11 protein-coding genes and 1 pseudogene are annotated in these 12,603 nt (G+C 62.5%); 8 read left to right on the top strand and 4 right to left on the bottom strand.

All coding sequences use genetic code 11. From position 1 onward, the window contains the following. Window positions 1-78: 78 nt before the first annotated feature. Both K7431_RS24040 and dinG read right to left on the bottom strand, forming a co-directional pair. On the bottom strand, window positions 79-2,376 hold the full coding sequence (locus K7431_RS24040; RefSeq protein WP_012722637.1) for a beta-galactosidase: 2,298 nt from the start codon (window positions 2,374-2,376) through the stop codon (window positions 79-81). A gap of 88 nt (window positions 2,377-2,464) precedes the next feature. Further along, window positions 2,465-4,609, bottom strand: coding sequence for an ATP-dependent DNA helicase DinG (gene dinG, locus K7431_RS24035; protein ID WP_012722636.1), 2,145 nt, complete (start codon window positions 4,607-4,609; stop codon window positions 2,465-2,467). A gap of 99 nt (window positions 4,610-4,708) precedes the next feature. On the opposite strand from dinG, the gene K7431_RS24030 reads away from it, so the two are divergent. Then, window positions 4,709-5,173, top strand: coding sequence for a CopD family protein (locus K7431_RS24030; RefSeq protein WP_012722635.1), 465 nt, complete (start codon window positions 4,709-4,711; stop codon window positions 5,171-5,173). A gap of 101 nt (window positions 5,174-5,274) precedes the next feature. Here the strand turns inward: K7431_RS24030 and K7431_RS24025 are convergent, their stop codons facing one another. Both K7431_RS24025 and K7431_RS24020 read right to left on the bottom strand, forming a co-directional pair. Continuing rightward, on the bottom strand, window positions 5,275-6,033 hold the full coding sequence (locus tag K7431_RS24025) for a collagen-like triple helix repeat-containing protein (RefSeq protein ID WP_043204922.1): 759 nt from the start codon (window positions 6,031-6,033) through the stop codon (window positions 5,275-5,277). Window positions 6,034-6,180: 147 nt separating this feature from the next. Further along, a complete protein-coding gene (locus tag K7431_RS24020; RefSeq protein ID WP_012722633.1) occupies window positions 6,181-6,876 on the bottom strand; it encodes an OmpA family protein in 696 nt (231 codons plus the stop codon). A 190-nt stretch (window positions 6,877-7,066) separates the two neighbouring features. Between K7431_RS24020 and K7431_RS24015 the strand changes: the two genes are divergently transcribed. The 7 genes and pseudogenes from K7431_RS24015 to K7431_RS23985 all read left to right on the top strand — a co-directional run bounded on the left by K7431_RS24015 (window position 7,067) and on the right by K7431_RS23985 (window position 12,461). Continuing rightward, window positions 7,067-7,564: a DUF6231 family protein gene (locus K7431_RS24015; protein WP_012722632.1), complete on the top strand. Its 498-nt coding sequence runs from the start codon at window positions 7,067-7,069 to the stop codon at window positions 7,562-7,564. Window positions 7,565-7,568: 4 nt separating this feature from the next. Then, window positions 7,569-8,039: a YchJ family protein gene (locus tag K7431_RS24010; protein ID WP_012722631.1), complete on the top strand. Its 471-nt coding sequence runs from the start codon at window positions 7,569-7,571 to the stop codon at window positions 8,037-8,039. Window positions 8,040-8,058: 19 nt separating this feature from the next. Further along, window positions 8,059-8,541, top strand: a complete 483-nt coding sequence (locus K7431_RS24005; RefSeq protein WP_012722630.1) for an LEA type 2 family protein — start codon at window positions 8,059-8,061, stop codon at window positions 8,539-8,541. Then, window positions 8,538-8,738 carry an SEC-C metal-binding domain-containing protein gene (locus tag K7431_RS24000; protein WP_003189235.1) on the top strand — a complete coding sequence of 67 codons (201 nt, stop codon included), beginning with the start codon at window positions 8,538-8,540 and terminating at the stop codon, window positions 8,736-8,738. Before K7431_RS24005 ends, K7431_RS24000 begins: the two co-directional genes overlap by 4 nt. Window positions 8,739-9,003: 265 nt before the next feature. After that, window positions 9,004-9,099 (top strand): annotated as a pseudogene (locus tag K7431_RS23995) (ABC transporter ATP-binding protein); the annotation flags it as partial. Between the two features lie 105 nt (window positions 9,100-9,204). Further along, window positions 9,205-9,849, top strand: a complete 645-nt coding sequence (locus K7431_RS23990; RefSeq protein WP_012722629.1) for a glutathione S-transferase N-terminal domain-containing protein — start codon at window positions 9,205-9,207, stop codon at window positions 9,847-9,849. 170 nt (window positions 9,850-10,019) lie between these two features. Continuing rightward, on the top strand, window positions 10,020-12,461 hold the full coding sequence (locus tag K7431_RS23985; protein WP_012722628.1) for a penicillin acylase family protein: 2,442 nt from the start codon (window positions 10,020-10,022) through the stop codon (window positions 12,459-12,461). The last annotated feature ends 142 nt before the right edge of the window (window positions 12,462-12,603 follow it).

Below are 12,603 nucleotides of genomic sequence, written 5' to 3'. Positions count from 1 at the left end.
ACACCCTCGGAAAACACAGCAAAAAGTGGCCGACATTGTTCCAGCCCCGGCGGGTTTTGTGAACCCGTCAACCCTCAATCAATGGCCATTCCCAGCGTGTCCGCCTGCATGTCCGGCGCCCTGCCCCGCGCCTTTGCCGTCGTGCCCGTCCCTGCCGCCTTCGTTTTCACGCACGGCGCCGGCCGCCTTGGCCTTTTCCGCTTCCTTGCCCAGTTGATCAACCGCCGCCAGATTGCTTTTGCGCACACTGTCGACAAACCCCTGGAACGGTACATCGGTGATGCCCACCAGGCCGAAGTGGCCATTTTCGCCGTCGAGCAAACGCCCGGTCACCGGCTGGTCCAGGTACTGGAACCAGTGCACACCGACAATCGAGGGTTCGGCCATGGCCTGCTTGAGGAAATTGCCATAGGCCGCGCCGCGGTCTTCTTCCTTGGCCAACTGCGTCACGCCGCCCCAGAACGGCCCACGGTCGGCCGAGCCGAAGTTGAATTCGGTGATCAGCACGGGTTTGTCCAACGCCCGCAACGCGGCGAAGTCATAACCGTCCTGGGGTTTTAGGGTGTACATGTTGAAGCTCAACACATCGCAGTACTGCGCGCAGGAGGCCACGGCTTCCGGCGTGCTGACCGCATACCGGCCGCCCAACAGCAGGTGGTTGGGGGCGTGCCATTTCAGCGAGTCGGAGAGGGTCTTGAAGTAAGCATCCGCGAACGTCTTCTGGAAGTACTTGAAGTCAGCTTCGATTTCCGGGTGCTCGGGGTTGGGTACCGGCGGCTCGAAGCCGGGGTCTTCCATCAGCTCCCAGCCCTTCAACTCGATGCCCCAGGCTTTCGACAGGCCTTCTTCGTTGCGGTACTTGTCGCGCAGCTGCTTGAGGAAGGCACGCTTGGCCGGCACATCAGTGGTCATGCGCAGGGTGCCGTAGGCCAAGGCGTAACGGGACTTGGGATCATCACCAGGGCCGGCCCAGGCCAGTTCGTTGTCGGCAAAGAAGCCAATCAACCACGGGTCATCACGATGATCGCGGGCCGCAATGGCCACGGCGCGTTCGGTGGCCATGGCAAAGCGCGGGTCGAACGGGTCGGGCATGCCGCCCCACCAGTCGGTGCCGGTACTGATGCTGGCGTAGTCGCCGACAATCGACAGCGGCAAGGTGTACGGCACACGGTCAGCGCTGGCCAGGCTCTCGTCGCTCCAGTTGCCGACGGTGTTGAAACCCCAGGCTTGCAGGCGGTCGAGGGTGTGAGTCATCCAGCGTTTCTGGTCAAACCCTTCACCGCCATAAGTGCGCTGGAGGTTGGCGCCGTAAAAGTCATACCAACGCCCGGCACCAAAGCTGCGCCCTTCGCCCGCGCCGTTGCCGGTGCGGTTGTCGCTGCTGCCGTAATACTTGTCGAAGGGTTCACCGCCTTTAGGCAGCGCGCCGAACATCCATTCACGGCCGGCGACGTAGGTCTGGCTGTTGTCCGGGGCCACGGTATTGACGCCCAGGGAGTAGAACGGATGCCCCTCCGGCGTCACCAAGTACCAGCGCCCATCGCGCTTCTCGGTGCGGAAAAACCCGCTGGCGTCGAACGCCGGGCCTTTGCTCCAGCCGCCATATTGGTCCAGGGCGGATTTATCCCGCGTGGCCAGCCAGCCCTGCAGTTGCTGTTGCTCCTTGGCGGCGGCGGCCTTGAGTTGCTCGTCGCTGCTGACTTTTTCCGGCCAGCGCGCACGGGTGGATTGACCGTAGGCATCCACCAGTTCGCTGTAGGCGGCCTTCAGCACCGGCTCGCTGTCCTGCACGCCGAAACGCTCCAGCAGGATGCTTTGGGCGGCGTTGGGCTTGATCATCGACAACGTCACCGAAACCACCTGGCTGCGGTCGATCTCACCCGCGCTGCTGGCGAGCAATACGCGCTGGCCGTCCACGGTGATCGGCATCGGCGGACCGGCCTTCATGCCCTGGCTCAGCGGCGAGTTGGCCTGCAGCGGTACCAACAGCGTCTGCGCCGGGCCGGCGGGCAGGTCGACGCGACTGACCAAGGTACGGCCATCACTGCTCTGCACCTTGACGTAGAGCGTCAGCGCCCAGTCCATCGCACTCTGGATGCGCAGGCTCATGGCCCCCGACTGGGACCAGTCCCAGGTACCGGTTTGCGGGCTGAGGACCAGGCTCGGTTCGGCGGCCGCGTTGAAGGTGATGCGGCGCAGCACTTCGCCTTCGGGCGTTTGTTCGGCGTTGTACTGCGGCAGGCTGGCGTCCTGGGTCGCCACCTTGACCACATCGGCAGGCCGGACGAAGTTGAACAAGGTCTGTTGCCCAGCAGGCGCGGCCATCAAGGGCGCGGCGAACAGCAAGGCAAAAAGGGCGGGCAGCGTGCGAATCATACGAACAAGGTTCTCCCAGACGGCCGGTGAATGGCCTGATGACATAATTGAGATAGACCACGAAGTGGGCGAATCCGCCCACGGTGGCTTAAGAAATTTCGCGCCTGAACGGCGGCAAGGCATTGAGGATAGCCTTGCCATAGCGTTGGGTGACCAGGCGGCGGTCGAGCAAGGTGATGGTGCCCCGGTCTTCTTCGGTACGCAGCAAGCGACCGCAGGCCTGGACCAGCTTCAGGGAAGCATCCGGCACCGAGATTTCCATGAACGGATTACCGCCCCGAGCCTCGATCCACTCGGCCAAGGCCGCCTCGACCGGGTCATCCGGTACCGAGAACGGGATCTTGGCGATCACCACGTGTTCGCAGTAGGCGCCGGGCAAGTCGACACCTTCGGCGAAACTCGCAAGGCCGAACAACACGCTGGAGTCCCCACCGTCCACCCGCGCCTTGTGTTTGTTCAGGGTCTCCTGCTTGGACAGGTTGCCCTGGATAAACACCTGCTTGCGCCAGTCACGGTCAAGGCCGTCGAACACGTCCTGCATCTGTTTGCGTGAAGAGAAGAGCACCAGGGTGCCGCGCGAACCCTCCACCAATCCCGGCAGGTCACGAATGATTGCCGCCGTGTGCGCTGGCGCATCCCGTGGGTCGGCCTTGAGGTCCGGCACCCGCAGCACACCCGCATCGGCGTGATGGAACGGGCTCGGCACCACCGCGGTGACGGCCTTTTTCGGCAGGCCGGCGCGCATGCGGAAACGGTCGAAGGTACCCAGTGCGGTCAGCGTGGCCGAGGTCACCAGGCAGCCGTAGGCTACGTTCCACAGGTTGCGCCGCAGCATTTCGGCCGCGAGGATCGGGCTGGCGTTGACCTCGATGTCGAACAACGCGCCGCTTTCCGACAGGGTCAGCCAGCGCGCCATGGGTGGGTTGTCTTCCGGGTCTTCGACGGTGAAGGCGGTCCACAACTCCCAGTTACCTTGGGAACGCGACAACAGGCTGCCGAACAGCGGATACCACTCTTCGGCCTGGTTGCTGGCGATACCAATGTTGACCTCGCCGTCCATGCCCTCTTTGAGCAGGTCAGTGAGGCGGGTGAACAAGTCGGTCAGGCGTGAAAAGCCCTTCTTCAGCTCAATGCCCATTTCGCGCATGTGCTCGGGGATCAACCCGCCGACGAAACGGTGACGCGGCCGCTCACGGCCCTCGACGTCTTCGCCGGGCTTGAAGTCGGCTACCTGCTCGCAGGCGCTGAACATGAACTGCTGCTGGGTCTTGATCTCCCGGGCCAGTTCCGGCACCTGTTCGATCAGCTTGCCCAGATCGCCGGGCAGCGGGTGCTGGGCCAGCAACTTGGTGAGGTTCTTGGCGGTGGTTTCCAGCCAGTCGGCGGTGGAGCGCAGGCGTGTGTAGTGGGCGAAGTGGCCGATGGCCTTGTCGGGAAGGTGATGCCCTTCGTCGAAGACGTAGAGGGTATCGCGCGGGTCGGGCAGTACAGCGCCGCCGCCCAGGGCCAGGTCGGCCAGGACCATGTCGTGGTTGGTGACGATCACATCGACCTTGCCCATGCCTTCGCGGGCTTTATAAAAAGCGCATTGACCGAAGTTGGGGCAATGGCGGTTGGTGCATTGGCTGTGGTCGGTGGTCAAGCGCGCCCAATCGGCGTCTTCCAGGGCGGTGGGCCAGCTGTCGCGGTCACCGTCCCATTTATTCCCGGCCAGTTTTTCGATCATGCTGGTGAACAGCTTCTGGCTGACTTCATCCACCTCGATCTTGAAGCCTTCTTCTTCAAACAGCGACGCCGTAGCGGTTTGCGCGTGGCCTTCCTGCAACAGCACGTCAAGCTTGGACAGGCACATGTAGCGCCCACGGCCCTTGGCCAGGGCGAAGGTGAAGTTGAGGCCGCTGTTGCGCATGAGGTCGGGCAAGTCTTTGTAGACAATCTGCTCTTGCAGGGCGACGGTGGCGGTGGCGATCACCAGCCGCTTGCCGGCGGCCTTGGCGGTCGGGATCGCGGCCAGGCTGTAGGCCACGGTCTTGCCGGTACCGGTGCCGGCCTCGACGGCCACGACCGCGGGCTCACCCTCGCGGCGACCTTCGTCGTCGGTGTCGATATCCCCGAGGACCTTGGCCACTTCGGCGATCATCAGGCGTTGGCCATAACGCGGTTTCAAGCTCTTGGCTTCGAGAAAACGCGAATAGGCGCCCTGGATCGTGGTTTTGAGTTCAGTGCTGATCATGGATAGTCGGGCGCAAAAAACGCTGGATAAATTTTCAGTGGTTCGGATCGGCCGCTATCATACCCCGCTAATTAATCCCGCGCAGAACGGAGTACCACAATGACCGCGTTTAGCCTCGCTTACACCCTGCATGTATTGGCCGCCCTGGTGTGGGTCGGCGGTATGTTTTTCGCCTGGATGATCCTGCGCCCCGCCGCAGTGGCGGCACTTGAAGGCCCTGCCCGGCTCAAACTGTGGGCGAATGTGTTTCAACGTTTTTTCGTGTGGGTGTGGATGGCGGTGCTGGTTTTGCCGATCAGCGGTGTGGGCCTGCTGCAACTGCGTTTCAGCGGTTTTGAGACGGCACCGCGTTATGTGCAGGTGATGATGGGTTTGTATCTGGTGATGACGGCGCTGTTTATCCGCATTCAGGCGTTGAAATTCCCGGAAATGCGCAAGGCGGTGGCGGCCGAAGATTGGCCGGCGGGTGCCGCTGCGTTGGGACAGATTCGCAAGCTGGTGGGAATCAATCTGATCGTGGGGGTGTTGGTGGTGGCAATTGCTTCAGCCCGACCGATGTTCTGAGGCAACCATTAGTCCGCTATCGGGAGCAAGCCCCCTCCCACATTTGGAATGCATTCCAATATGGGAGGGGGCTTGCTCCCGATAGCGCCAGGCCAGCCGATTTAGAGCCGCTGGATAGTCACAGTGCCCGCTGGCCCAGCAGGCCCCGGCTGCCCTTCCAACCCTGGGCGGCCTTTCTCGCCACCGTCGGCGCGGTACACCAGGCAGCCCTTGGACTCGCCGCCGCGACCCGGTTTACCCGCCGTGCCCGCCAGGCCACCGGGGCCACCGTCCACCCACACCTTGATCTGCTGCGCGGGGAAGTCCTGCGGCAACTCAACCCGCACCTGCGCACCGGCCGCGCCGGGCAAACCATCGCCGCCGTTATCACCATTGGCACCACGACCGGCCGAGCCCCACGTGCAACCCGGATCTTCGCCATTGGCGCCATCCAGACCGGCATAACCTTGGGCACCGGCACCGCCACGGGCGTCTACCGAGAGTTCTTCAGCGGCCAGGGAATTGATGCGCAAGGTCAGGTCACGCCCGGCCTTGGCAGGTTTTTCATGGGTACCGGGAGCGCCGCGTGAGGTGATCTGGCTGCCGTGGTCCAACTGCGCATGGCGCACCTGCAATTGCAGTGCGGTGTTGCCGGGCACAATGGCGATGCGGGCGTCGCGGCCCAAATGCAGCTCATCCACCGTGACCTGGCTGATGGTGGCCGGAATCAGCAAGGTGCCGTAGTCCGCCACGTCCAGGCGCTCCAGCTGTAACACACTGGTGCTGCTGGGCAGGCGCATCAGCGAGTTGGTTTCAACACTGACGCTCTGGGCCAGGGCAACGGGGCTGACCAACAGGGCCAACAGAAAAACCTTACGCATCATGGGGCTCCTGACTTATTTCTGATTTTTTCTTTGGACGCACAGTAACGACTTCCACGGGCGCTTTGCCAGTGAAGGATCAAAAAAGTTAATAAAGGGGGAGGATTGGCAGCAATGCCCCTGTGGATCCCACAGGGGCAAGGGCCGTCAGCGGTTGATCTGGATTTCCGTGCGGCGGTTCAAGGCGCGGCCTTCAGCGGTTTTGTTGTCGGCTACCGGATGGCTCTCGCCCGCGCCGGTCACCGAGACAAAGTTGCTGCGCGGCACACCGGCGCCGATCAGGTAATCGGTGACCGAATGGGCGCGTTTTTCCGAGAGCCTTTGGTTGTAGGCATCTTTGCCGACGCTGTCGGTGTGGCCACTGACCCGCAGTTGGGCGCTAGGGGCTTCCTGTTTCAAGCGCGTGGCGACGGTATCGAGCTTGGTTTTATCCGCTGCCGTCAACTGGGCCGAATCAAACTGGAAGTGCACATCACGAATCACGATGGTTTCCTCCTTGACCACCACGACTTCCTCAACCACCACCGGTGGCGGTGCGGGTGGGCAACCGTCGGCATCTACCTGCACACCTTTCGGCGTGCCCGGGCACTTATCGCGGCTGTCCGGCACGCCGTCGCCGTCCTCGTCGCCATCGCCGTGCACCCAGCAATAGGCACCGGCCATGCCGCCGACCAGCAACGCGCCGTAGCCTGCGTAGGCCGAGCTTTCAGTGGCACCGATCGCCGCGCCGGTCACGCCGCCAACCGCGGCGCAGGTGGGCCAATCGGTTTTTTGCAAGCCTGCGCAACCTGTCAATACTCCGGTTAGCAGAACCAAGGGTAGAGCTGTCCGCATGATGCTCATCTGATTTCTCCTGAGGGGATCGGCGGGGGCCGATGGGTGGAGTAAAGACGGCTCTTTTCATCTGCGCCACTACGCCGCGGCCCCGTATTCATTGAGGCTCGTCGCTTTTGTCGGACTTTTCACTGCCACCCGCTCTAGGCCCACACGCTCAGCCGCGCTAGTCTCTACGGTCCTGATGTGAGGATCTCTGATGACCGCCGGTATTTCTGCCCGTACACCCCAGCAAGCCCTGGCCGCCTTGCTCGACTTGCACCAGCCCAAACGCCTGCTGCTGTTGGGCGCCAGCCAATTCCCGGCGCTGGAGGCGTTTCAAGCGGCGCACCCCGACACCCAAGTAGCCCTCGCCCCACCCGGGCCACTGCCGGCGGAGCTGGCGGCGCAGCGTTTTGACCTGGCACTGGTGGTCGATTGCCTTGAGCACCTGTCAAAACCGCAAGGCCTGACCCTGCTGGGCGGCATCCGTAACCTCAACGCCAGCCGCATTGCGGTGCTGGTGGACCTGGGCGCCTGCGACTGGAAGGACACCGACTTCTTCTCCCTGGCCCTGCAGGCCGGCGAGCGTTTCCAGCGTGACGAGCAGGTTCTGACGCTGTTTACCTACGATCTGCTTGACTATAAACAGGTGCCGGACTGGCTCAACGCCCGCTTTTGGGCCAACCCGGAAAACTTTGGAAAGTATTGGTGGTAACCCGATGAGTACATCCATTTGCCCCTGCGGCAGTGGCAACCTGCTGGATGCCTGCTGCGGCCATTATCACGCCGGGCACCCGGCGCCCTGCGCCACCGCGTTGATGCGCTCGCGCTACAGCGCCTATGTGCTGGGCCTGGTCGACTATCTAGTGGCTACTACTTTGCCCGCGCAACAGGCGGGCCTGGACCGCCATGCCATCGGTGCCTGGAGTGCCCAGAGCACCTGGCTCGGCCTTGAGGTGGAAAGCTCCGAGGTGTTCGGCGGCCAGCCGGAACACGCGTTCGTGACCTTCACCGCGCGCTGGCATGACAGCACCGGTGAACATAGCCACCGCGAGCAGTCCTCTTTCGTACAGAATGACGGGCGCTGGTACTTCATCGACCCGACGGTGGAAGTGAAGGTCGGGCGCAATGATGCCTGCCTGTGCGGCAGTGGGCAGAAATTCAAGAAGTGCTGCTCCAGCTACCTCTAACCACGACAGGACTCACGCCATGCTTCGGATGTACAGCTTGATGCTGGCGTTAACCCTCACCCTCACCGGCTGCGCGTCGTGGTTCGAAGACGATTCGCCCCCTCCTCACGTCTCCTTGGTGAAAGTCGAGGTGGTGCGCGCCAAGCTGCTGGAGCAGAAGTTCAAGCTGTACTTTCGCGTGGACAACCGCGACGACGCCGACCTGACCGTGCGCGGCCTGATCTACAAGGTCACCCTGGGCGACTTCGTGCTCACCGAGGGCGAGTCCAACGAATGGTTGACCGTACCGCCGCGCAGTCATAAGTTTTTCCGGGTGTCGGTGCGCACTAACCTCTGGCCGCAGATCCGTGATGTGGTGCAGATGTTGAAAAAACCCGACCGGCCCGTGCCCTATCGCCTGGAGGGTGAGCTGAAAACCGGATTATTCATCGGTTATGACGTGCAGGTGAACCACAATGGCGAGATAATCCCCGGCGATTTTATTCCGGAGCGACATCGATGACTCAGCAACCCCATGTCCATGGTCCTGACTGCAACCACGATCACGATCACCATGATCACGACCACGGCCATGTCCACGGCCCGAACTGCGGCCACGCCCACCAGGAGCCGGTGCGCAATGCCTTGAAGGACGTTGGTCGCAACGATCCTTGCCCCTGCGGCAGCGAGAAGAAATTCAAGAAGTGCCACGGGGCTTAATGCCCTGACCCTGTAGGAGCGGGCTTCCTGTGGTGAGCGGGCTTGCCCCGCGCTGGGCTGCGCAGCAGCCCCAACACATTCAACGCGGTCTCTCAGACACAACCCAACCTCAGGTTTTAGGGCCGCTTCGCGCCCCAGCGCGGGGCAAGCCCGCTCACTACAGCAAGCCCGCTCGCCGCAAAAACAACCCCACTTCCCCCCCCACTAGCCGAACGTTCAGCCAGCAGTGCGCCGCCTTGCGCGCCGCCCCCAGGTGATGCTGCCGGACCCGGCGCTGTTTGCCGAGGTGTATGGCGTGCAGGTGCGTATCGAGCGGTGCTCGCAGCAGTCGCTGCAGGTGTTGGTGGATGGCGCCGTGTGATTGGCTTCTAAGGGTATGCGCAAATGTTTCATTGAATTTTCGCACACCCAACATTACCTATACCTACAGGCATCCGCTCAAGCATCACCACTTTTGGAGAGCTTCATGATCGACTTGTATTACTGGACCACCCCCAACGGCCACAAAGTATCGTTGTTCCTGGAAGAAGCCGGCCTGCCCTATAAGGTGCACCCGATCAATATTGGCCAGGGCGACCAGTTCAAGCCTGACTTCCTGAAGATCGCTCCCAACAACCGCATTCCCGCCATCGTCGATCAGAACCCGACCGACGGCGGCGCGCCGATTTCGCTGTTTGAATCCGGCGCGATCCTTTTGTACCTCGCGGAAAAAACCGGCCAGTTCATTCCAAAAGACCTGCGCGGTCGCCAGGAAGCGCTGCAATGGCTGTTCTGGCAAATGGGCGGCCTGGGGCCGATGGCGGGCCAGAATCATCACTTCAGCCAGTTCGCGCCGGAGAAGATTCCTTACGCGATCAAGCGCTATGTGGAGGAAACCGCGCGTCTTTACGGCGTGCTGGACCGGCGCCTGGCCGGTCGTGCGTTCGTGGCGGGCGAGGACTACAGCATTGCCGACATGGCGATCTACCCATGGATTGTTTCCCACAAGTGGCAGAGCCAGCGCCTGGAAGATTTCCCACACGTGCAGCGCTGGTTCAACAGCATCAAGGAACGGCCGGCGACGGTTCGGGCATATGAACTGGTGCAGAAAGTGAACCCGCCAAAGGCCTGATCAATTTTTACATTCCACTCGTTCAAATGTGGGAGGAGGCGTGCCCTCTCCCACATTGTTGTGTGTCCGTCTCAAGATCTCACGCAATTGCCAAAACTCCCGCTTGCGTCGTCCCGCCGCGCTCACTAACGTAGCGCCTTTACTGACGCTACCCCCGCAGGAGCTTTGCCATGGCCTCGCCAGCCCTCTCACATTTTCTTCCCCGGTTCGGCGTTGCCGCGGCAGTGGCCAGTGCATTAAGCCTGGCCGGTTGCCAGCTCCAGAGCACCCAGGACACCCTGCCCCCTGTTGCCGGCGTACAGCCGATCAAAGGCCTGGCGCAGAACGTATCGGTACGCCGCAATGCCCAAGGCATGCCGCTGATCGAAAGCAACACCTTCCATGACGCGCTGTTCAGCCTCGGTTACGTGCACGCCAGCGACCGCATCACCCAAATGGTCACCCTGCGCCTGTTGGCCCAGGGTCGCCTGGCGGAAATGTCCGGACCCGACGTACTGGATGTCGACCGCTTCATGCGGGCAGTCAACCTTAAGAAAAGCGCCGGCGAGCTGTATAACGCCTCCAGCCCACGCCTCAAGCGCTTTTTTGAAGTGTATGCGCGTGGCGTCAACGCCTACCTGTTCCGCTACCGCGACAAGCTGCCGCCGGACCTGGCCCAGACCGGCTACAAGCCCGAGTACTGGAAGCCGGAAGATTCGGCGCTGCTGTTCTGCCTGCTGAATTTCAGCGAGTCGGCCAACCTGCAGGAAGAAATTTCATCGCTGGTGCTGGCGCAGAAAGTCGGCGTCGACAAGCTGGCCTGGCTCACGCCAAGCGCGCCGGATGAAGCGATCCCGCTGGCCGAGGCCGAGAAACTCAAGGGCGTCAACCTGGGCCAGGTCACCGGGCTCGCCGGGCTGGACGCGGTTGGCCAGCAACTGAGCAGTCTCAATTCACTGGCGGTCACCACCTCGAGCAACTGGGCGATCGGCCCGCAACGCAGCCGCAGCGGTAAAAGCCTGCTGGCGGGCGACCTCGCCGCCCAGCCGCAAGCGCCGTCGCCCTGGAGCTACGTGCAGATCCGCGCACCCAAGTACCAGGCCGTGGGCGCCTCGATTGCCGGCCTGCCGACGCTGTTGTCCGGCTTCAACGGCAAAGTCGCGTGGAGCATGAGCACCGTCAAGGGCGACACCCAGGACCTGTTCCTGGAAAAAGTCAGACGCCAGGGCAGCGCGTTGTACTACGAGAACAACGGTAAATGGCTACCGGCGGGCGTGCGCAACGAAACCTTCTTCGTCAAAGGCCAACGCTCGATTCGCGAAGTGGTGTACGAAACCCGCCACGGTGCCCTGCTCAACAGCAGCCAAGCGCTGACCACTGGCCTGGGCCTGGCCCTGCAAACCGCCGACTTCAAGGACGACAAGAGCCTGGACGCGTTCTTCGACCTGTCCCGCGCACAAAACGCCGGTAAAGCCTCAGACGCGACCCGCGAGATTCGCGCCATCGCGCTGAACATGGTGTTCGCCGACGCCAGCAACATTGGCTGGCAAGTCACCGGCCGCTTCCCCAACCGCCGCGAAGGCGAAGGCCTGTTGCCGTCGCCGGGCTGGGACACACGCTTCGACTGGGACGGTTACGCCGACGCGATGCTGCACCCCTATGACCAGGACCCGCCGCAAGGCTGGATCGGCACTGCCAACCAACGCACCGCGCCGCGCGGTTACGGCATGCAGTTATCCAACTCCTGGGACGCCCCGGAGCGCAGCGAGCGCCTGGCGCAACTGGCCAATGCCGGCAAGCATGACAGCCGTAGCATGATCGCCATGCAGTACGACCAGACCACCACGTTCGCCGCCAAGCTCAAGACTATGTTCCAGGCGCCCGGCATGGCCCAGCCGCTGAAACAGGCGATTGATGCGCTGCCAGCGGCCGAACAGGCCAAGGCCCGTGAAGCGCTGAGCCGCCTGATGGCTTTTGACGGTCGCCTGGTGGCCACTTCCGCCGACGCCGCGCTCTACGAACTGTTCCTGCAGGAAAGCACCAAGCAGATCTTCCTCGACGAACTCGGCCCGGAAAACAGCGCCAGCTGGAAGGCATTTGTCAGCAACGCCAGCCTGTCCTACGCCGCCCAGGCCGACCACTTGCTGGGCCGTGAAGACAGCCCATTCTGGGATGACGTGCGCACCCCACAGAAAGAAGACAAACCGGCCATTCTAGCCCGCAGCCTCGCCGCCGCGATCAGCGTCGGTGACAGCCAGTTGGGTGCCGATCACAAGGCCTGGCAATGGGGCAAACTGCACACCACCACCTGGAAAAACATCAATGGCCAGGTGATTCGCGGCCCACTGGCGTCCGGTGGTGACCACAACACCTTGAACCCGGCGCCCTACAGCTGGGGCCAGGACTTCACCACCACCCAAGTGCCGGCGCTGCGCATGATTGTCGACTTCGGCCAGGCGGAACCGATGATGGGCCAGGGCGGCATCGGCCAGTCCGGCAACCCGGCCAGCCCGAACTATGCCACTGGCATCGACCCGTCGCTCAAGGCGCAATACCTGAGCTTCCCGATGCAACCGCAGAACTTCGAGAAGGTGTATGGGAAGGCCAGGCTGACCCTGACGCCCGGTAAATAACCGGGTCAACGTGTGGGGTGGCTTGTTGTGGTGAGCGGGCTTGCCCCGCGCTGGGGCGCGAAGCGGCCCCAACCCAGTTACCACGTGTTTCCAGTCAGAAACAGGTCGCCTGGTTTTAGGGCTGCTTCGCAGCCCTAAAACC

It is taken from the genome of Pseudomonas fluorescens group sp. (assembly GCF_020093335.1).
Classification (GTDB): Bacteria; Pseudomonadota; Gammaproteobacteria; order Pseudomonadales; family Pseudomonadaceae; genus Aquipseudomonas; species Aquipseudomonas petroselini.
The sequence above is the reverse complement of the archived record's forward strand: the minus strand, read 5'-3'. Positions and strand labels throughout refer to the sequence as shown.

What these genes read in the sequence shown, in the direction of transcription:
- K7431_RS24025 (WP_043204922.1), bottom strand. Translation starts at nt 6,033, where the DNA reads ATGCGTAAGGTTTTTCTGTTGGCCCTGTTGGTCAGCCCCGTTGCCCTG.
- dinG (WP_012722636.1), bottom strand. Translation starts at nt 4,609, where the DNA reads ATGATCAGCACTGAACTCAAAACCACGATCCAGGGCGCCTATTCGCGT.
- K7431_RS24020 (WP_012722633.1), bottom strand. Translation starts at nt 6,876, where the DNA reads ATGAGCATCATGCGGACAGCTCTACCCTTGGTTCTGCTAACCGGAGTA.
- K7431_RS24000 (WP_003189235.1), top strand. Translation starts at nt 8,538, where the DNA reads ATGACTCAGCAACCCCATGTCCATGGTCCTGACTGCAACCACGATCAC.
- K7431_RS23985 (WP_012722628.1), top strand. Translation starts at nt 10,020, where the DNA reads ATGGCCTCGCCAGCCCTCTCACATTTTCTTCCCCGGTTCGGCGTTGCC.
- K7431_RS23990 (WP_012722629.1), top strand. Translation starts at nt 9,205, where the DNA reads ATGATCGACTTGTATTACTGGACCACCCCCAACGGCCACAAAGTATCG.
- K7431_RS24010 (WP_012722631.1), top strand. Translation starts at nt 7,569, where the DNA reads ATGAGTACATCCATTTGCCCCTGCGGCAGTGGCAACCTGCTGGATGCC.
- K7431_RS24005 (WP_012722630.1), top strand. Translation starts at nt 8,059, where the DNA reads ATGCTTCGGATGTACAGCTTGATGCTGGCGTTAACCCTCACCCTCACC.
- K7431_RS24015 (WP_012722632.1), top strand. Translation starts at nt 7,067, where the DNA reads ATGACCGCCGGTATTTCTGCCCGTACACCCCAGCAAGCCCTGGCCGCC.
- K7431_RS24040 (WP_012722637.1), bottom strand. Translation starts at nt 2,376, where the DNA reads ATGATTCGCACGCTGCCCGCCCTTTTTGCCTTGCTGTTCGCCGCGCCC.
- K7431_RS24030 (WP_012722635.1), top strand. Translation starts at nt 4,709, where the DNA reads ATGACCGCGTTTAGCCTCGCTTACACCCTGCATGTATTGGCCGCCCTG.